This window comes from Pseudomonas sp. WMBT8, from assembly GCF_050916005.1.
In the GTDB taxonomy this organism is placed as follows: Bacteria; Pseudomonadota; Gammaproteobacteria; order Pseudomonadales; family Pseudomonadaceae; genus Aquipseudomonas.
In genome coordinates, this window is the sequence record NZ_CP188096.1 from 210631 (window position 1) to 230501 (window position 19871).

The following is a 19871-nucleotide window of genomic DNA, read 5'->3' on the forward strand; positions in this document are numbered from 1 at the left end:
ACCCGATGAGTGGCGAATGAGGACTTTATGAGCAACAAGACCAACGCTTCCTTGATGAAACGCCGCGAAGCCGCTGTACCGCGCGGTGTTGGCCAGATTCACCCGATCTTCGCCGAATCCGCGAAGAACGCCACCGTGACTGACGTTGAAGGTCGCGAGTTCATCGACTTCGCCGGCGGCATCGCCGTGCTGAACACCGGTCACCTGCACCCGAAAATCATCGCGGCCGTGACCGAACAGCTGAACAAGCTGACCCACACCTGCTTCCAGGTCCTGGCCTACGAGCCGTACGTGGAGCTGTGCGAAAAAGTTAACGCCAAGGTCCCAGGTGATTTCGCCAAGAAAACCCTGCTGGTCACCACCGGTTCCGAAGCCGTTGAAAACGCCGTGAAAATTGCGCGTGCCGCGACTGGCCGTGCCGGTGTGATCGCCTTCACCGGTGCCTACCACGGCCGCACCATGATGACCCTGGGCCTGACCGGCAAGGTCGTGCCGTACTCCGCTGGCATGGGCCTGATGCCCGGTGGCATCTTCCGTGCGCTGTACCCGAACGAGTTGCACGGCGTGAGCATCGACGACTCCATCGCCAGCATCGAACGCATCTTCAAAAACGATGCCGAGCCGCGTGACATCGCTGCCATCATCATCGAGCCGGTGCAGGGCGAAGGCGGTTTCTACGTCGCGCCTAAAGCCTTCATGAAGCGCCTGCGCGAACTGTGCGACAAGCACGGCATCCTGCTGATCGCCGACGAAGTGCAAACCGGTGCCGGTCGTACCGGGACCTTCTTTGCCATGGAGCAGATGGGCGTCGCCGCCGACCTGACCACCTTCGCCAAATCCATCGCGGGCGGCTTCCCGCTGGCCGGTGTGTGCGGCAAGGCCGAATACATGGACGCCATCGCCCCGGGTGGCCTGGGCGGCACCTATGCCGGTAGCCCGATCGCTTGCGCCGCGGCCCTGGCCGTGATGGAAGTGTTCGAAGAAGAGCACCTGCTGGACCGCTGCAAGGCGGTTGGCGAGCGTCTGGTCACCGGCCTCAAGGCTATCCAGGCCAAGTACCCGGTGATCGGTGAAGTACGTGCCCTGGGCGCGATGATCGCGGTCGAGCTGTTCGAGGATGGCGACAGCCACAAGCCGAACGCTGCGGCGGTTGCCTCGGTAGTGGCCAAGGCGCGTGACAAGGGCCTGATCCTGCTGTCGTGCGGCACCTACGGCAACGTGTTGCGCGTGCTGGTCCCGCTGACCTCGCCGGATGAGCAGTTGGACAAAGGCTTGGCGATCATCGAAGAATGCTTCTCTGAGCTGTAGGCTGACCTGATCGACAGAAAAAACCCGCTTCGGCGGGTTTTTTTGTGGGCTGTGCAGCTATTCAGGCCTTGTTCATTGTACGCAGGCGCTTCCTTTGTCTAATGTGCAAGGATTGCCGATGGAGCGTGCTGCATGACTGCTGTTGATTTACCTGCTGTACCCCGAGTGCTGATTGCCGAGACCGACCCCTGGTCGCGGGATCTGCTCAAGCAGGTGTTGTTGAATGTGCGCTGCGACGCGCGGCTGGATGTGTGCGCCGACGGGCAGCAAGCCGCCGAGTTGTTGCGAGACAAACCTTACGATTTGATCATTGCCGATTGGGAGCTGCCGGGCGTTGATGGCCTGAGCCTGTTGCGCAGTGTGCGTCAGCGTCGGCGGGTGCCGGCGTTGCCGTTTATCCTGCTGAGTGCGCGCAATGACGGCGCCAGCGTGCGCGAAGCGTTGCCGCTGGCGCCCACCGCCTACCTGACCAAACCTTTGAACATGGAAGGCCTTACGCAACGCCTGCAGGACTTGCTGCTCAACGACGGCCAGACGGTGTATTGCGAAATCCCGGCCCTGGCGGCGGGCATGTCCTTGCCGGTGTTCCTGGAGCAGCGTCGCGAGCTGTCGGACGGCGCGCCGCTGCGGGTTGACGTAAAAGCCGCCGTGCAACGCAGCCTCGCGCCGCAGGGGCTGGACCTCAAGCAGCTGGAAGAACAGGTCAAGGTTGATCCTCAGATCACCGCCGTGCTGATCGCCGCCGCCAACAGCGCCGGCCAGCACGGCACGCCGGTGCAGACGCTGTCTATGGCGCTGCATAAGCTGGCGGCCGGGCAGAGCATGAACCTGATCCTTGGCCTGGCCCTCAAGCACAACGTGATCCTCAGCGATGCAGTCTTGATGGAGTACGCCGAACGTCATTGGCAACTGTCCCAGCAGACTGCGCAATACGCCCGCGCCTTGGCGCGCATGCTCGACCTGGATCACGAGCGCTGCTACAGCGCCGGTATTCTCCATCGCCTGGGCGACCTGGCCCTGCTGCGCAGTTTGCAGGAGTGGCGCCAGGGTGGTGGCGAACTGGACGATGAGTTGGTTGGCGAGTCGTTGTCCACCTTTGGCGCCAGTTATGGCTCGGCGCTGCGTACGCGCTGGCGCTTGCCCCTGGAGCTGCGCCAACTGGTCGCGGCGATCTACTCCCTGGAAGGCGGGGTGTATTCCCGCGAAGCGCTGGTGATGAATATGGCGGCGCAACTGGCGGGGCTGACCGAGCATGAAGGGGTCGAGGCGCTGGCCAAGGGCAAGACGGCGCGGTTGCTCAAGGTGGGGTTTTCAGAACTCACGCGCATCCGCAAGCCTGGGTAGGCGTTGTGTCAGGCAGCCACAATGCTGAATGTGCCGCCGCCATCGTAGCCTCGCTGAAGCTCGACAACTCCCACATTGGTTTTGTGGTGCGTCCAAAATTCCCGGCCTGGTCGAGATCCCACATTGGTTTTGTGGGGTATCCAGAATTCTCGCCTGGTCGAGATCCCCTGTGGGAGCGGGCTTGCCCGCGATGGCGGTGGTCCAGGCGCTTTTTTTAGCGCCGTGAAAGGGCAGGCATTCAGCCGGCAATCACCCGGTTCTTGCCCTGGCGCTTGGCTTCATACATGGCTGCATCGGCCCGGGCGAACAGGCTGTCCAGGGTTGCATCTTCGGCGCTGAGGCTGGCCAGGCCCTGGCTGACGGTCACGCTATAGGGTTGGCCTTCATGGCTGAAGCCCAGTTGCCGCACTTCCTGGCCCAGGCGTTCGGCGACTTGCATGGCCCTTTCCGGGGCGCATCCGGGCAGTACCGCGGCAAATTCTTCGCCGCCAATGCGCCCGAACAGGTCCCCACGGCGCAACACCCCGCGACCGCTCTCGGCGATACGCAGCAACACCTGATCGCCCTCCAAGTGGCCGTAGGTGTCGTTGATGGCCTTGAAATCATCGATGTCGAGCAGCAGGAAGGCCAGCGGCAGGCCTTGGGCACAAGCGCGTTCGAATTCGTGATGGGCGCACTCGAAGAAGTGGCGACGGTTGCTGCTGCGGGTCAGCACGTCGGTGGTGGCCAGGCGTTGCAGTTCGAGCTCCAGGTGCTTTTTTTCGGTGATGTCTTCAGCGATGCCCACCACAATCAGCGGCTTTCCCGGCGTGGCCTGCTGGTTGGTAAAACACTTGTCGCTGAGCCAGCGGATCTGCCCGTCTGCAGTGATGATGCGGTACTGGCGATCCTCCACTGCACCCAGCTCCAGCACCTGGGCCAGGCTGTGCTCGGCGTACTGCTGGTCTTCGGGGTGGATGCTGTCGCGCCAGCCGCGGTGCTCGGCCAACAGCAGGCTGGCCGAGCGCCCGAAGATGCGCTCATAGGCGGGGCTGACGTACAGCACGCGCCGGGTTTCCCACTCGATGGCCCAGAGCACGGCGTTGACACTCACCAGCAGTGAGCTCAACAACTGTTCGCGCTCGCTCAGGCGCTCCACTTCGCCCTGGGCGTGCATCAACGCCAGTAGGGTCGCGGCAGCTGCCGGTCGCGACGTATCCGTCGAATCAGGTGTGGTGGAGGTAGGGGAGTCCGTTTCGTGGACCATCGGCACAATTCTCTCTGGACATGCCGCAGCATTGAACAGCAGTCAAAACAAGGCCCGCCAGGATGGCGAAGTGTTGTTTGAGAGAGGGGAATTGCAGCTAAGTTCCGTTATCAGTCGCGATTGAGACGGAATGTTCGGTGACTGTGAAATGGCGCCAAAAAACTGTGGGGCTGGCTTGAAATGTACCTGGGCCTTGTAGGAACTGGCTTGCCAGCGATGGCGGCCTTGAAACTAGGCCTCATCGCCGGCAAGCCGGCTCCTACCGTGTCAGGCGCTGGGGCGTAGGGAGTAGGTTTTCAACTGGTGGGCAAAGTCGCGCAGGGACTGGATCCCGCTGGCCTCGGCCTCATGCACCCATTCCTTGATGGCGGCGAGCATGTCATGCCCGTTGCTGCTGGTCTTGAGCCAGATCTGTTGCAGCGCCAGGCGCTTTTCGTAGATCACTTTCAAGGCCTGGCTGTGTTCCAGCATGCCCTGGATGCGCAGATGGTGGCGCTCATCCAGCAAGCTGGTTTCCCGTGACAGCAGGCGCTTGGCCCGGTGGAACTGGTGGCGTACCGAATGATCGACCTTCTCCAGCTCCTGCTTGACCAGGGGCGCGATCACCAGCTTGCGGTACTGGGCCATGATCTGGAAACGGTTGTTGAGGATCGCCATGGCAGTGTCCATGTCCAGATGGCCCTTGCCTTCGACCCGGTGGGCAATCGGTGCGACGCGTTGCACCTTGGCCAGGCGCAGGAAGCTGAACACCTTGATCCAGGCCCAGCCCAGGTCGAATTCCCACTTCTTCACCGACAGCTTGGCGGAGTTGGGGTAGGTGTGATGGTTGTTATGCAGCTCTTCGCCACCGACGATGATGCCCCACGGCACCAGGTTGGTCGCCGCGTCGCGGCATTCGAAGTTGCGATAGCCGATGGCATGGCCCAGGCCGTTGATCACGCCGGCGGCCCAGAACGGGATCCACATCATCTGGATCGCCCAGATGGTGATGCCGATGGTGCCGAACAGCAGCACGTCGATGACGCCCATGAGGGCCACGCCCAGCAGCGGATAACGGGTGTAGAGCTTGCGTTCGATCCAGTCGTCCGGGCAGTTCTTGCCGTAGATGCGCAGGGTCTCGGGGTTTTCCGCCTCGGCGCGGTACAGTTCGGCACCTTTGCGCAGGACCGTGGACAGGCCCTTGATCACCGGGCTATGGGGGTCGTCGACGGTTTCGCACTTGGCGTGGTGCTTGCGGTGGATAGCGGTCCACTCGCGGGTGTTCTGCGCCGTGGTCAGCCACAGCCAGAAGCGGAAGAAGTGTTTCAGGCCGGCATTGAGCTCCAGGGAGCGGTGGGCTGAATAGCGGTGTAGATAGACCGTGACGCCGATAATGGTCACGTGGGTCATCAACAGAGTGACTGCCACCAGTTGCCAGGCTGACAAGTCAAGAAAACCGTTGTACCACATAGGCTGTATGGCCCTCAGATAAAGAAAAGAACAGCTGACGCATTATCACTAAGCCTACAGATAAAACCAGTCGCCCTTTTGAATAGGAGTGACGAGATGTTACTTATTCTATAATCCGCAGCCTTTGTAGGGCGATTCTGTTTTTTAGTAAGGATTACTAGTTATATGCTGCTTTCATACCGAGGTGCCCTACGTGCAGGGCTGGTGTACTTGCTGCTTTCCGTCCTGTGGATCCAGCTCAGCCAGCAGGTATTTATCAATTTCATCGATGAACCGACGGAAATGGTCCACTGGCAGATGCTGCGTGGCTACCTGTGGGTGACCCTCAGCGCCCTGTTTATTTTCCTGTTGTGCGCCCGCAGCGCCCGCGTTCATCGCATCCAGCAACCCTTGAAGGAAAACCGCGAACGCCTGCGCCAGGCGGCGGCGGTGTTCGATTGCACCCGCGAAGGGGTGTTGGTCACCGACGCACGCGGGCGGATTGTCCACGTCAACCGCGCCTTTATCGAAATCACCGGTTACCAGGTGGATGACGTAATGGGCCGTCAGCCGAGCCTGTTCAAGTCCGGCCGCCATTCGCCGGCTTTTTATGAGCAGATGTTTCGTACCCTCAATCAAGACGGGGAATGGAGCGGCGAGATCTGGAACCGACGTAAAAGCGGGGAAATTTATCCACAGTGGCAAACCATCCGCGTCATCCATGACGACCAGGGCCAGGTCAGCCATTACGTGGCGGTGTTTTCCGACATCAGTGCCATCAAGCATTCCGAGCACGAACTGGCCCACCTGGCCCACCACGACCCGTTGACCGACCTGCCCAACCGCCTGCTGTTCACCGACCGCGCCGAACAGGCGCTGGCCTCGGCGCAGATCCACAAGCGTGGCTGCGCGCTGCTGATGCTGGACCTGGACCACTTCAAGATCATCAACGACAGCCTTGGCCACAATGTCGGCGACCAGTTGCTCAAGGCCGTGGGCGAGCGCCTGCAGGGCCTGTTCGGCCCGGGCGTGACCCTGGCGCGCCTGGGCGGCGATGAATTCGCGGTGCTGGCGGAAAGTTGTCCACAGGTGGTCCAGGCGGCCGCCTTGGCCCAGCGCATCATCGACGGCATGAAGCAGCCGTTTGTGTTCGATGGTCACCAGTTGTTTGTCAGCGTCAGTATTGGCATCAGCCTGTTCCCCAGCGACGCCTTGAGTGCCGAACAATTGCTGCGCAACGCAGACTCCGCGTTGTTCAAGGCCAAGAGCTCCGGGCGCGAAGGCTACGCCTTGTACACCGAGGAGCTGACCGCCCACGCCCAGCACAGGATCGAGATCGGCAATGAGCTGCGCCGCGCCCTCGATCAGCAAGAGCTGCGGGTCTACTACCAGCCGGTCCACGACCTGCAAACCAGCCAGATGATTGGCGTGGAAGCCCTGGTGCGCTGGCAACACCCATTGCGCGGCCTGGTGCCGCCAGCAGAATTTATCCCGATTGCCGAGCGCACCGGGCTGATCGCCGAGATCGATGCCTGGGTCATGGACCAGGCCTGCCGGCAGATGTGCCGGTGGCTGGCAGAGGGCCGGGGCCTGTCCTTCCTGGCGGTGAATATCTCCAGCCGCCTGTTTGCCCGCCACGAACTGTACGAGCAGGTGGCCAAGGTGCTGCATGAAACCGGCCTGGATCCGGCGAAACTGGAGCTGGAAGTCACCGAAAGCGCGGTGATGGACGACCCGGAAATGGCCCTGGAGCAACTTCACCGCCTGCGCGAGCTGGGCCTGAGCCTGGCGATCGATGACTTCGGCACGGGCTATTCGTCACTGCTGCGCCTCAAGCGGTTGCCGGTGCAGAAGCTGAAAATCGACCAGGGCTTCGTCGCCGGCCTGCCGTGGGATGAAGACGATGCGGCGATTGTACGGGTGGTCATCGCCCTGGCGCAGAGCATGGGCATGCAAGTACACGCCGAAGGCATCGAGCAGATGGAACAGGCGCGGTTCCTGTTGAATCACCAGTGCGATCTTGGCCAGGGCTACTGGTTTGGCCGGCCGATGCTGGCGGCTGACATCGATTGGGCCAGGGCACCCGCCATCCACTGACCTCTATCTGGGGTTGAAATACAGTAAATGTGGGAGCGGGCTTGCTCGCGAATTCGGTGTGTCAGCTAGCAAATTCGGTGACTGGCACACCGCATTCGCGGGCAAGCCCGCTCCCACATTTGCATCTGCGTACGCCTTAACGTCGTGTCCTGCCTGAAAATTCTTTCTGGTTATATAAACATTCTTAAATAGTATTTTTAAGAATATCCGCGCTTATCTACTATCGCTCTCACGCCGCAAGCAGTGCCGCCACTGCCAGGCACTTCTCATTTCAGGAGCACGACCATGAGCGCATCTCTACGCAGCGTTGACGGCCAGGACGAAGCAGCCATTTTGCGCGAGATCCAAAGCGCATTGCGTGACCTGCGTTTTGGCGCAGTGGAAATCACCGTACACAACGCCCAAGTGGTGCAGATCGAACGCAAAGAGAAATTCCGCTTGCAGAGCCCGGGCAACAAACCGAGCTGAGGCAACACGGCGCTTCGATTGCGGGACCCGTACTAATAAGAAAAGCCAACACCCAAGAATTTCAGGAGCTTGTCTATGTCGTCGATTCGCCGTTATGCCCTGGCCGCCCTGGCCAGCGCCGTGTTTGCCGGTTCCGCAGTGGCCAAGGATTACGAGCTGCTCAACGTTTCCTACGATCCGACCCGTGAGCTGTACCAGGACTACAACGCTGAATTCACGGCTTTCTGGAAGAAGGCAAACCCTGGCGACAACGTGAAGATCCAGCAGTCCCACGGTGGTTCGGGCAAGCAAGGCCGGGCGGTGATCGACGGCCTGCGCGCCGACGTGGTGACCCTGGCCCTGGCCGGCGATATCGACGAAATCGCCAAGCTGGGCAAGACCCTGCCAGAGAACTGGCAGACCCGCCTGCCTGAAGCCAGCACGCCATACACCTCGACCATCGTGTTCCTGGTGCGCAAGGGCAACCCCAAGGGCATCAAGGACTGGGGCGACCTGATCAAGCCGGACGTATCGGTGATCACGCCAAACCCGAAAACTTCCGGCGGCGCCCGCTGGAACTTCCTCGCGGCCTGGGCTTATGGCCTCAAGGCCGGTGGCAGCGAAGCCAAGGCCCAGGAATACGTGAAAGAGCTGTTCAAGCACGTGCCGATCCTCGACACCGGTGCTCGCGGTTCGACCATCACCTTCGTCAACAACGGTCAGGGTGACGTGTTGCTGGCCTGGGAAAACGAAGCGTTCCTGGCCCTCAAGGAAGATGGCGGCGCTGACAAGTTCGACATCATCGTGCCGTCCCTGTCGATCCTCGCCGAGCCACCCGTGGCCGTGGTCGACAAGAATGCCGAGAAAAAGGGCAACACCGAAATTGCCACGGCGTACCTCAACCACCTGTACAGCCCGGCTGGCCAGGAGATCGCGGCGAAGAACTTCTACCGCCCGCGTGACAAGGATGTGGCCGCCAAATACGCCCAGCAGTTCCCGAAACTGGACCTGGTGACTATCGACAAAGACTTCGGCGGCTGGAAAACTGCCCAACCGAAATTCTTCAACGACGGTGGCGTGTTCGACCAGATCTACACTGCCCAATAACCAACACGGCCTCCCTGTGGAATGCGACTTATGTGGGAGCGGGCTTGCTCGCGAAAGCGGTGTGCCAGTCAACGCATTTAGTGACTGACACACCGCTTTCGCGAGCAAGCCCGCTCCCACGTGAGTTCGTTCCTGCAGTGGTATTGAACTGTTAACCAAGGACTTTTATGTCGCGTCGTATCTCCCCCGTCATACCCGGCTTCGGGCTGACGCTGGGCTACACCTTGGTGTACCTCAGCCTGATTGTGCTCATACCGCTGGCGGCCATGTTCGTCCATGCCGCCCAACTCACCTGGGATCAGTTCTGGGCCATCATCTCGGCGCCGCGAGTCTGGGCAGCCTTGAAGTTGAGCTTCAGTACCGCCCTGTACGCCGCGCTGATCAACGGCGTGATCGGTACGTTGCTGGCGTGGGTGCTGGTGCGCTACACCTTCCCCGGGCGCAAGATTATCGACGCGATGATCGACCTGCCGTTCGCCCTGCCCACCGCCGTGGCCGGTATTGCGCTGACCGCGCTGTACGCGCCGTCCGGCCTGGTCGGCCAGTTCGCCACCGACATGGGCTTCAAGATCGCCTACACCCCTTTGGGCATCACCCTGGCCCTGACCTTCGTCACCCTGCCCTTTGTGGTGCGCACCGTGCAGCCGGTATTGGCCGATATCCCCCGGGAAATCGAAGAAGCCGCCGCCTGCCTGGGCGCCAAGCCCTTGCAGGTGTTCCGCTACATCCTCGTGCCGGCGCTGCTGCCAGCCTGGCTGACCGGGTTTGCCCTGGCGTTTGCCCGTGGCGTGGGTGAGTACGGTTCGGTGATTTTCATCGCCGGCAACATGCCGATGAAAACCGAGATCCTGCCGCTGCTGATCATGGTCAAGCTCGACCAATACGACTACACCGGCGCTACCTCCATCGGCGTGCTGATGCTGGTGGTTTCCTTTGTCCTGCTGCTGCTGATCAACTTGTTGCAGCGGCGCATCGAACACCCATAAGGAGGCGCGGAACATGTCCCAATCGTCTATTTCCGCCGCGTCTTCGGCCAACGCTGCCCGCCGTGGCAGTGCGGTTTCGCGCCGTATCCTGATCGGCCTTGGCTGGCTGATCTTCGCCCTGTTTTTGCTGTTGCCGCTGTTTATCGTGGTGTCCCAGGGCCTCAAGCTCGGCCTGGGCGCGTTCTTTGCCGCGATCTTTGAGCCCGACGCGCTGTCGGCCTTGAAGCTGACGGTGATTGCGGTGCTGATCTCGGTGCCGCTCAACCTGGTATTCGGTGTCAGTGCGGCCTGGTGCGTGAGCAAGTACTCGTTCCGTGGCAAGAGCATGCTGGTGACCCTGATCGACCTGCCGTTCTCGGTCTCGCCAGTGATCGCCGGCCTGGTCTACGTGCTGATGTTCGGTGCCCAGGGCTTCTTTGGGCCGTGGTTGCAGGATCACGATATCCAGATCGTCTTCGCCTTGCCGGGCATCGTGCTGGCGACGATCTTCGTCACCGTGCCGTTCGTGGCCCGTGAGCTGATCCCGCTGATGCAGGAGCAGGGCACCCAGGAAGAAGAAGCCGCGCGCCTGCTGGGCGCCAATGGCTGGCAGATGTTCTGGCATGTCACCGTGCCCAACATCAAGTGGGGCCTGATCTACGGCGTGGTGCTGTGTACTGCGCGGGCAATGGGTGAGTTCGGCGCGGTGTCGGTGGTGTCCGGCCACATTCGCGGCGTGACCAACACCTTGCCGCTGCACGTCGAGATTCTCTACAACGAATACAACCACGTCGCCGCGTTTGCGGTGGCGAGTCTGTTGCTGATCCTGGCGCTCTTCATCCTGCTGCTCAAGCAGTGGAGCGAGAACCGTATTAACCGCCTGCGCGCCGGTGCGGCTGAGGAATAAGTCATGTCGATCGAAGTCCGTAACGTCAGCAAGAACTTCAACGCCTTCAAGGCCCTGGACAGCATCAATCTGGATATCCAGAGTGGCGAGCTGGTGGCATTGCTTGGCCCCTCCGGCTGCGGCAAGACCACCTTGCTGCGCATCATTGCCGGCCTGGAAACCCCGGATGCCGGGAGCATCGTGTTCCACGGCGAAGACGTGTCCGGCCACGATGTGCGTGATCGCAACGTCGGTTTTGTGTTCCAGCACTACGCGCTGTTCCGCCACATGACCGTGTTCGACAACGTCGCGTTCGGCCTGCGCATGAAACCTAAGAGCCAGCGCCCGAACGAAACCCAGATCGCCGCCAAGGTCCACGAACTGCTGAACATGGTGCAACTGGACTGGTTGTCGGATCGCTACCCGGAACAACTCTCCGGCGGCCAGCGCCAGCGGATCGCCCTGGCCCGCGCCCTGGCGGTGGAGCCCAAGGTGCTGCTGCTCGACGAACCCTTCGGCGCCCTGGACGCCAAGGTCCGTAAAGAGCTGCGCCGCTGGCTGGCCCGCCTGCACGAGGACATCAACCTGACCTCGGTGTTCGTGACCCACGATCAGGAAGAAGCCATGGAAGTTGCCGACCGGATCGTGGTGATGAACAAAGGCGTGATCGAGCAGATCGGCTCGCCGGGCGACGTCTACGAAAACCCGGCCAGCGATTTCGTCTACCACTTCCTCGGCGACTCCAACCGCCTGCACCTGGGCGAAGACCAGCACCTGCTGTTCCGCCCGCACGAAGTGTCGTTGTCACGCCATGAACTGGAAGACCACCATGTTGCGCAAGTGCGCGACATCCGCCCGCTGGGCGCTACCACGCGGGTCACGCTGAAGGTCGAAGGCCAGAGCGAACTGATCGAAGCGGAAGTGGTGAAGGATCACGACAGCCTGACCGGGCTGGAGCGGGGCGAGACGTTGTTCTTCAAACCCAAGGTCTGGCAAAAAGCCTGAGTCTCTGGCCTGCACCAATCACCTGTAGGAGCTGGCTTGCCTGCGATGCAGACACCTGGGTGTATCAGTCACACCGCAGTGATGCTATCGCAGGCAAGCCAGCTCCTACACAGGTGTGTGTCGAGCGAGCGTGCGCACCGGCCCCGACCGCTCTTCAATCTGCCGCTTGAGCTCATGGCGCAACCCCAGCAAAAACGCCAACTCCGCCACCACAAACAGCGGCCCCACGATCAGCCCGGACACGTCATCGACAAAGGCCGGCTTGCGCCCCTCGTAGTAATGGCCGACAAACTGGATCACCCAGCCCAGCACAAACAGGCCGATGCCGCTGCTGAGCCACACCAGCGTGCTTTGCGCCGCCAGCACATGTCCAGCCCAGACCGACAGGCCCATCAGCACACTCATCAACACCCCCAGCGCCAGTTCCAGGCGCAGGTAGAACCCTGCAGAAAACAGCGCCAGCAGCACCGCCGGTGATAGCCACAGGCCGGCCACCTGCCATTCGGGGCGTGACAGCAGCACGGCGACGGCCACCACTATCATGGGGATGCCGATAAAGTGGCTGGCGATGTTGCGCGGGTCGCGGTGGTAGGCGGCGTATTGGCTGAGGTGGTCGACGAGGCTTTTCATTGTTATTCCTCCTGTAGGATGCTTGATCATGCCCTGTAGGACTGCGACAAACTGTCAACTGGGCGACAATCTTTGGAGTTCTCATGGACGCAGAGTCTTGGCATGGGCGCCTGTCCAGCGGCCACTGGTACCGCCATCTGCCTGCTCCCTTGCAGCATAGCCTGCTGGCCCACGCCCGCGTGCGGCAGCTGGCGGCGGGGCAGGTGCTGTTCAAGCGCGGTGATCCGCCATGTGGCTTGTATGCGGTGCTCGATGGCAGCCTGCGGATCAGCGCAGTGAGCGCCCAGGGCAAGGAGGCGTTGTTGAGCCTGGCGCAAGCGCCCTTCTGGTTTGGCGAAATCGCCGTGTTCGACGGCCTGCCACGCACCCATGACGCTTGTGCGGTCGGGCCTTGCACGCTGTTGCAGGTGCCGCAGTCGGCGATCCTGCACTTGCTTGCGCAAAGCCCGGCCTATTGGCGGGACATGGCGTTGTTGATGAGCCAGAAGTTGCGGCTGACCTTTATCAATATCGAGCAGTTGAGCCTTGCGCCGGCGTCGGTGCGGGTGGCCCATCGGTTGTGGATGATTGCCGAGGGTTATGGCGAGATCGACGGCTCGCGGCGCGTGGTGCAACTGGCGCAGGAAGATTTGGCGGCGATGCTGGGGGTGTCGCGCCAGACGATCAATGCGCTGCTCAAGGCGTTGCAAGAGCAGGGCGTTGTGCGGTTGGGGTATGGGGAGATTGAGATACTTGATGCCCTGCGGTTGCGGGAGATGGCGCAGGGGTAGGCGGTGCCTGTAGCGGCCCTTTCGCGAGCAAGCCCGCTCCCACATCCGACCACATTCCAAAGAATGTACTCGGTCAAATGTGGGAGCGGGCTTGCTCGCGAAAGGGCCAGCCCAGACACTGAAAAACCTCAGTCCGGCTGAAACGGCGAAGCACTCAGCACCACCCCGGTCTCCTCCACATATTGCTGCCAATGGCCAATCAAGGTCGCCAGCTTTTCCGGCTGGCTCGACGCCAGGTCATGGATCTCTCCAGGATCCCTGCCCAAGTCATACAGCTGCCAGGTCGCCGGCCCCACGGGCCCTGGGATGTACACCGCCTTCCACTGCCCCTGGCGAATCGCCCGGCGGCCGAACAGCTCCCAGCCGGTGACGGTATGTTCGTCGTGCACCTGCGCGGTTTCCCCAGATAAAAAGCCCAGCCACGACTTGCCTCGCAGCGGCGCAATCGGCTTGCCGCGCCACTGTTTGCCGGGGTGGCGCACGCCGGCCAGGTCGAGAATGGTCGGGGTGATATCCATCACCGTGCCAAAGCCATGGCTGATCCGACCCTTGAGTGCCAACTGCGGGTAATGCACCAGCGCCGGCACGCGGATCCCGCCTTCGGTGGTGAAGGCCTTGAACAGGCGCGACGGCGCGGTGGCCACCTGGGCCCAGGACGGTCCATACCAGACATAGGAGTTGGCGCGGCCAATGTTGCCCAGGCTGTTGTCGTAATGCTGGTTGAGGTAAGTCAGCAGCTCAGGCCCGAATTTGGGGAAGGCTTCCAGCAGCGCGCCCTCGGCGCCGTTGTCGGACATAAACAGGATGAAGGTATTGTCCAGTTGCCCCTGCTGGCGCAGGTACTCCACCACCCGGCCGATGTTCCAGTCCATGCGCTCGACCATCGCCGCATACACTTCCATGGCCCGCGCCGAGACCTGGCGTTGTTCATCGCTCAGGGCCGCCCACTGGGTGTTCAGTTCGATCAGCGGATGGGGCTCGACCTCGGCATCGATCAGCCCCAGGGCCTTGAGTTTTTCCAGGCGCTCCAGGCGCAGCACCTCGGGGCCGGCGTCGTAGCGGCCACGGTATTTGTCGACGATCTCTACCGGCGCCTGCAACGGCCAGTGCGGGGCGGAAAACGGCAGGTAGGCGAAGAACGGCCGGGCCTGGTCGCGTTCCTTGAGGTACTGCAAAAGCTTGTCGCCAAAGGCATCCGAGGAATAGAAACCTTCGGGCAATTGCTCGACGAAGCGGTCGTCCTCGATATACAGCGCCGGGGTGGATTTGAGCAGGCCAGGGGTGGTGTCGTCGTAGGGCGGCTCGAAACCATAGTGGTTGGCCGCCCCCGGCAGCAGCGAAAACGAGCGCTCGAAACCCCGGGCATGGGGCGCCAGTTCAGCGGTCAGCCCCAGGTGCCATTTGCCGCTCATCAGGGTCTGGTAACCGGCGTCGCGCAGCAGTTCGGGCAGGGCCACCACCTTGTCGTTGAGGTAGCCCTCATAGCCCGGCTTGCCGATCAGCTCCGGGGTCAGCGCCTCGGCCATGGTGCCGATGCCGGCGATATGGTGGTCGGTGCCGGTGAGCAGCATCGAGCGGGTCGGCGAGCAGGTGGGCGCGGTGTGAAAATCGGTCAGGCGCAGGCCGTTGAGCGCCAGGGCGTCCAGGTGCGGCGTAGAGATCTCCCCGCCAAAGGCCCCAAGGTCGGAGAAGCCCATGTCATCGGCCAGGATCACTAGAAAGTTGGGACGTTGCGACATCAAGACACTCCTCATTCAGCAGGCAATAAACGCCAGGGGCAGGTCACGGATCTGTTCACGCAGCGGCGGCTGGTAATGGTCGTCGCTGATCAGCTCGTGCAGCAGTTCTTCGCGCAATTGGTGGAAGTCGAAACTGCTGCGCTGGCGCGGATGGGGCAGGGCGATGTCCACCACCTGCTTGATCCGCCCGGGCCGGGGCTCCATCACCACCACGCGGTCGGCAAGAAAAATCGCTTCTTCCACATCGTGGGTCACCAGCACCGTGGTGATTCTGGCGCGGGCGCGGATCGCCAGCAGTTCATCCTGCATCTGCTGGCGGGTCAGGGCGTCGAGGGCGCCGAAGGGCTCGTCCAGCAACAGGATGCGCGGGCTGGCCACCAGGCCACGGGCGATTGCCACCCGTTGTGCCATGCCGCCGGACAATTGGTGTGGGTAGGCGCGGGTGAAATCGGTGAGGCCCACCAGTTCGATAAAATCGCTGATGCGCTGTTGGCGCTGGGCCTCGCTCAAAGGCTCGTTGACCAGGCCCAGGCCGATGTTTTCTGCCACCGTCAGCCACGGGAACAAACGGTGTTCCTGGAACACGATGCCGCGCTCGCCGCCGATGCCTTGCACTGCCTTGCCATCGACGCGGATTTCGCCGCGAAACTGCGTATCCAGGCCGATCAGCAGGCGCAGCAAGGTGGATTTGCCGCAGCCGCTGGAACCGACAATCGCGACGAACTCGCCCTCGGCAATGTCCAGGTTGAATTCGCGGATGGCCTCCAGCTCGAAGCCATCGACGTCGAAGGTCTTGCCCACATGGTTGAAGCTGACGATAGGTGCAGTCATGCGTGTCTCCAGCGCGTGGCGCGGGTTTCGATGCGTTGGCCGATAAGGTTGAGTGCCGCGCCCGTGAGGCCGACCAGGAGCATGCCGCTCATGATCAGGTCCATGCGCAGCAGCTGTTGGGCGCCGATCATCAGGCTGCCGATGCCGCCATTGGACGGCATGAAATATTCCGCGCCGATGGTGCCCAGCCAGGCGTAGATCAGGCTCAGGCGCAGCCCGGCAAAAATGCCCGCCGCCGCCCCCGGCAGCACCAGGCGGCGCAGGCGCAGGGCCAGGCTCAGGCGCAGCACCTGGGCGGCTTCATTGAGCTGCGGCGAGAGGTTGAGCACGCTGCGTTGGGTGGCGATAAACAGCGGGAAAAACGCGGCAAGGGCGATAAACACCGACTTGGCCAACTCCCCCAGGCCGAACCAGGCGGTAAGCAGCGGTACCCAGGCAAAAATCGCGATCTGGCGCAGCGCCGCCAGGGTCGGGCCCAATACCCGCTCACTGCGGCGCGACAGGCCCAACAGTAGGCCAAGGGCAAAACCCAGCCCGCCGCCAAGGAGCAAGCCACTCAAGGTGCGTCCCAGGCTTTTGCCCAGGGCGCTGAGCAGGCTGCCATCGAATATGCCGCTGGCGGTGGTGTACAACACGGTCCACGGGCTGACCAGGATATTGGGATCGACCCAGTCCAGGGCTGTCGCCGACTGCCACAGCGCCAACAGGCTCAAGGGCAGCAACCACGGTTGCAGGCGTTGCCAGCCCTGGTAGCGCGGGCCACGGCGGATCTGCGCGGTCGCCGGATGGGGCCAGTGCACCCACTTGCGATCCAGCCAGCCAATGCCGCGATCCATCGCCACGCCCAGCACGCCAATGACCACGATGCATACAAATACGATATCGAGCATGAACAGCTGCCGTGCCCACACCATCAGGTAGCCGATGCCTTCGCTGGAGGCCAGCAATTCCACGGCCAGCAACGAGGTCCAGCCGGCGGCCAGGGCCAGGCGTACACCTGCCATGAAGGCGGGCAGTGCGGCGGGCAGGATCAGCCGGCGGATCAGCAGGTGCGTGGGCAAGCGCAGCACCCGCGCGGCCTCGCGTAAACCGGGCTGGGCGTCGCGCACGCCGACCAGGGTGTGCAAGGTCACGGGCACCACAATCGCCTTGACCAGCACCACCAGCTTGAGGGTTTCGCCGATCCCGAAAAACACCATGAACAGCGGGATCCAGGCCAGGGTCGGGACTTGCGACAGGGCGCTGAAGGTGGGGAACACCAGGCGCTCGGCGCGGGCACTCAAGCCCAGCAGGGCACCCAGCAACGCCCCGGCGCCGACCCCTGCGAGCAATCCCCAGAACAGCCGTTGCAGGCTGATCGCCAAATGGCTCCACAACTCGCCGCCGGCCAGTTCCACGGCGCTGCTCCAGACCAGCGCGGGGGCGGGCAATATCTGCTCGCTCATCCAGTGCTGACGGCTGGCCAGCCACCACAGCGCAAACAGCGTGAGTGGCAGCAGCCATGGCAGCAGGCGTTCACTCAGGTTCGGCCAATGTGCCCGCCCGGCCTTGGCAGGGGCGGCGAGCGGCAGGCTCAACAGTGAGATTCGGGCCATGGAAGACCTCCGTGGTCGGCGAGTGCGTTATGTGATTTTGATCTTATAAACAAACAATCAAGATTATTTAGGGATAAGAAAAACCATTTAAAGCCTCTGCCCGACACGCATCCAATGCATTTGGAGAATATTTTCCATGCTGTTGATGCATAACCCTCTGGAACCGGCGTCTGCGGCTGCATAGTCCAAAAAGCTATTAAATTGTGAATTTATAGTATTTAAAGTTTTGATCGTGTTGTGCGTACTTTCTGCTCCAAAGGCCACCGTCGCCCACAGGAGCACCGCTATGAAACTGCCCTTTAAACGCTTGATCACCCTGGTCGCCGGCACCGCGCTCGCCGGGCTGGTGCATGCCGCCGACCTCAAGGAAATCCGCATCGCCGTACCCGACCTGAGCGCCGGTACCCAGAACAGCGGTGGTGGCTTGACGGATGTGCTGAGGAGCCAGCAGATCTTTGAAAAAGCCTTCGCCGACCAGGGCATCAAGATCCAGTGGAATTACTTCAAGGGTGCCGGCCCCGTGATCAATGAAGCCTTTGCCAACGGCCAGGTGGACCTGGCTTACCTGGGCGACCTGGCAGCGATCATCGGCCGTTCCAATGGCCTCGACACTCGCCTGTTGAGCGCCACCGCTCGCGGGGTGAAGCAATACCTGGGCGTGGTGCCGGGCTCGGGGATCAAGACCTTGCAGGACCTTAAGGGCAAGCGTGTGGCAGTGTTTCGCGGCACGGCCACCCAGTTGTCCCTCAACGGCGCCCTGGCCAGCCAGGGCTTGAGTGAAAAGGACCTGAAGATCATCAACCTGGATTTCAACGCCGCCGTGGCCGCCCTGGCCGCCAAGCAGATCGATGCGACCTGGGGCGGGTCGAACCTCAGTTCATTGCAGGCCAAGGGCCTGGCCGAAATCCCCCTGACCACCAAGGACCTTGGCGGCGCAGGCAGCATCCAGGCGGTGCTGGTGGGCAGCGGCACGTTTGTCGACGCCCATCCCGAGGTGGTGGCCAAGCTGCTCAAGGCGCAGCAGCAGGCGGTGCAGTGGTTGACCGATGACAACAACAAGCAGGCGTATATCGATTTGGTGTCGGGGCTGGCGAGTTATCCGCCGGTGATTCTGACCAATGATCTGAAGGACCAGAAACTCAGTGAGATTTTCCCGTCGACGTTGGATCCGGTGTTCCTGGGCAAGCTGCAGGACGCGGTGGATCTGGCTTCGAAGGAGCGGCTGATTCGCAAGTCGTTCCAGGTCAGTGATTGGGTGGTGCCGGGGTTGGTGGCGGCGCAACTGTAGGAGCCTTCAACGATAACGCGGGGTGCCTGGTGCCCCGCAGTGTGCTCAGGTTTTTCGCCGGCAAGCCGGCTCCTACAGGGGCCTGCTAGACCGCGAAGTGAAATCTACAGTGCATGAACGGGCCTCATCGCAGGTAAGCCGGTTCCCACATGGGAATGCGGTCAAATGTGGGAGCTGGCTTGCCTGCGATGGCGCCCTTCAGACCGCCACATCCACCTCCTGCCGATCCACCGCCACCAACGTCTCGATCATCGCTTTTGCCGCCGGCGACAAGCGCGAGCCGGTGCGGCTGACGATCCCGCACCGCGCGCTCATGGTCTCCATGTTCTGTGGCAGGTTGCGCCAGTGCAGCAGCACCAGGGCGCCGCGGGCGATGTCCTCGGCAAAGGCTTCCTCGGTGCCCACGCCAATGGCGTTGGACTGCAACACGATCTTCACCAGCGCCGGGAAGTGTTCGGTCTGGATGCTCGGTGAAAAGTCCATGCGCCCGCTGAGGTTCGCCAGCAGTTTGCGAATGCCCTGGGAGATCAGCGGCGACGCCAGCGGGTAGTCGAACATGTCGTTGGTCGAAAGGCTGTCCTTGGCCAGCAGTGGGTGGCCAGGCCTGCAAAAAAATACCCCGCGCTTGGGCGAAAGCGCCTGGGTCTGGAAATTCGGATCGGCTTCGAACTGGCGGATGTCGGCGATAAAGAATTCGATCTCTTCCCGGCTCAGGCTGCGGCTCAGGGTTTCCCAGTTATCCACCTGAAAACGCGTGCGGATTTTCGGGTGGGCATTGACGAAGCGCGCCACCGCGTCCGGCACCAGCTTCACCGCTGGCGCCGGGCCGCAACCGAAGCGCAGTTCGCCGGCATCGAGCTTGGTCATGCGCGTCACTTCACTGCTCAGCAGCGCGGCGCCGTGCACCAGGCTCAGGGCATGTTGCAGCACCACCTGGCCCTCCGGGGTGGGGCGCAGATCCTTGTGGCCACGGTCCACCAGCACGCAGCCAAATTCCTGTTCCAGGCCCTGGATGCTGCGGCTGAACGCCGGTTGCGTGATGCCCATGGCGTCGGCCGCGCGCACAAAACTGCGGTGTTCGTTGAGGGCGATGAAGTAGCGCAGTTGGCGAAGATCCATATGCTTTCCCGGCATTTTAAAAATAGGTCGAAGGCATTTGCGACCAGGGGAGCTGAGGTTTTAAAT

General features: G+C 62.0%; 17 protein-coding genes. 10 read left to right on the plus strand and 7 right to left on the minus strand.

The window, feature by feature from the left end:
• Nucleotides 1-27: 27 nt before the first annotated feature.
• Nucleotides 28-1308, plus strand: a complete 1281-nt coding sequence (gene gabT / locus ACO77H_RS00865) for a 4-aminobutyrate--2-oxoglutarate transaminase (protein ID WP_169953951.1) — start codon at nt 28-30, stop codon at nt 1306-1308.
• Between the two features lie 132 nt (nt 1309-1440).
• Complete coding sequence (locus ACO77H_RS00870; RefSeq protein ID WP_432754860.1) at nt 1441-2652, plus strand: HDOD domain-containing protein; 1212 nt, start codon at nt 1441-1443, stop codon at nt 2650-2652.
• Nucleotides 2653-2890: 238 nt separating this feature from the next.
• On the opposite strand, the gene ACO77H_RS00875 is transcribed toward ACO77H_RS00870, so the two are convergent.
• Together ACO77H_RS00875 and desA are read right to left on the minus strand one after the other, a co-directional pair.
• Entirely contained in the window at nt 2891-3898 is a 1008-nt protein-coding gene (locus tag ACO77H_RS00875) for a sensor domain-containing diguanylate cyclase (RefSeq protein WP_169953949.1), read from the minus strand.
• A gap of 267 nt (nt 3899-4165) precedes the next feature.
• Nucleotides 4166-5347, minus strand: coding sequence for a delta-9 fatty acid desaturase DesA (gene desA, locus ACO77H_RS00880; protein ID WP_169953948.1), 1182 nt, complete (start codon nt 5345-5347; stop codon nt 4166-4168).
• 165 nt (nt 5348-5512) lie between these two features.
• Here desA and dibA point away from each other — a divergent pair, with 165 nt between their 5' ends.
• The 6 genes from dibA (at nt 5513) to ACO77H_RS00910 (ending at nt 11833) form a co-directional block, all read left to right on the plus strand.
• Nucleotides 5513-7423 carry a phosphodiesterase DibA gene (gene dibA / locus ACO77H_RS00885; protein ID WP_169953947.1) on the plus strand — a complete coding sequence of 637 codons (1911 nt, stop codon included), beginning with the start codon at nt 5513-5515 and terminating at the stop codon, nt 7421-7423.
• 285 nt (nt 7424-7708) lie between these two features.
• Nucleotides 7709-7891 carry a sulfur starvation response protein OscA gene (gene oscA, locus ACO77H_RS00890; protein WP_029299482.1) on the plus strand — a complete coding sequence of 61 codons (183 nt, stop codon included), beginning with the start codon at nt 7709-7711 and terminating at the stop codon, nt 7889-7891.
• A 75-nt stretch (nt 7892-7966) separates the two neighbouring features.
• On the plus strand, nt 7967-8977 hold the full coding sequence (locus ACO77H_RS00895) for a sulfate ABC transporter substrate-binding protein (RefSeq protein ID WP_432754861.1): 1011 nt from the start codon (nt 7967-7969) through the stop codon (nt 8975-8977).
• Nucleotides 8978-9144: 167 nt separating this feature from the next.
• Nucleotides 9145-9963, plus strand: coding sequence for a sulfate ABC transporter permease subunit CysT (cysT, locus tag ACO77H_RS00900; RefSeq protein ID WP_029299485.1), 819 nt, complete (start codon nt 9145-9147; stop codon nt 9961-9963).
• Nucleotides 9964-9976: 13 nt separating this feature from the next.
• Nucleotides 9977-10849, plus strand: a complete 873-nt coding sequence (gene cysW, locus ACO77H_RS00905; RefSeq protein WP_029299486.1) for a sulfate ABC transporter permease subunit CysW — start codon at nt 9977-9979, stop codon at nt 10847-10849.
• 3 nt (nt 10850-10852) lie between these two features.
• Nucleotides 10853-11833, plus strand: a complete 981-nt coding sequence (locus ACO77H_RS00910) for a sulfate/molybdate ABC transporter ATP-binding protein (RefSeq protein ID WP_432754862.1) — start codon at nt 10853-10855, stop codon at nt 11831-11833.
• Between the two features lie 105 nt (nt 11834-11938).
• On the opposite strand, the gene ACO77H_RS00915 is transcribed toward ACO77H_RS00910, so the two are convergent.
• A complete protein-coding gene (locus ACO77H_RS00915) occupies nt 11939-12463 on the minus strand; it encodes a DUF962 domain-containing protein (protein WP_432754863.1) in 525 nt (174 codons plus the stop codon).
• 83 nt (nt 12464-12546) lie between these two features.
• On the opposite strand from ACO77H_RS00915, the gene ACO77H_RS00920 reads away from it, so the two are divergent.
• Nucleotides 12547-13233 carry a Crp/Fnr family transcriptional regulator gene (locus tag ACO77H_RS00920; protein ID WP_170058191.1) on the plus strand — a complete coding sequence of 229 codons (687 nt, stop codon included), beginning with the start codon at nt 12547-12549 and terminating at the stop codon, nt 13231-13233.
• Between the two features lie 128 nt (nt 13234-13361).
• On the opposite strand, the gene ACO77H_RS00925 is transcribed toward ACO77H_RS00920, so the two are convergent.
• Genes ACO77H_RS00925 through ACO77H_RS00935 form a run of 3 tightly spaced genes read right to left on the minus strand, consistent with a single transcriptional unit; the run spans nt 13362 to nt 17398 of the window.
• Nucleotides 13362-14972: an arylsulfatase gene (locus tag ACO77H_RS00925; protein ID WP_169953942.1), complete on the minus strand. Its 1611-nt coding sequence runs from the start codon at nt 14970-14972 to the stop codon at nt 13362-13364.
• 15 nt (nt 14973-14987) lie between these two features.
• Nucleotides 14988-15803, minus strand: coding sequence for an ABC transporter ATP-binding protein (locus tag ACO77H_RS00930; protein ID WP_169953941.1), 816 nt, complete (start codon nt 15801-15803; stop codon nt 14988-14990).
• On the minus strand, nt 15800-17398 hold the full coding sequence (locus ACO77H_RS00935) for an ABC transporter permease (RefSeq protein ID WP_170058189.1): 1599 nt from the start codon (nt 17396-17398) through the stop codon (nt 15800-15802). Before ACO77H_RS00935 ends, ACO77H_RS00930 begins: the two co-directional genes overlap by 4 nt.
• A 286-nt stretch (nt 17399-17684) precedes the next feature.
• On the opposite strand from ACO77H_RS00935, the gene ACO77H_RS00940 reads away from it, so the two are divergent.
• Nucleotides 17685-18686 (plus strand): ABC transporter substrate-binding protein, encoded by a 1002-nt coding sequence (locus tag ACO77H_RS00940; RefSeq protein ID WP_432754864.1) that lies wholly within the window; start codon nt 17685-17687, stop codon nt 18684-18686.
• A gap of 198 nt (nt 18687-18884) precedes the next feature.
• On the opposite strand, the gene ACO77H_RS00945 is transcribed toward ACO77H_RS00940, so the two are convergent.
• Nucleotides 18885-19805 (minus strand): LysR family transcriptional regulator, encoded by a 921-nt coding sequence (locus ACO77H_RS00945; protein WP_169953938.1) that lies wholly within the window; start codon nt 19803-19805, stop codon nt 18885-18887.
• Nucleotides 19806-19871 lie beyond the last annotated feature (66 nt).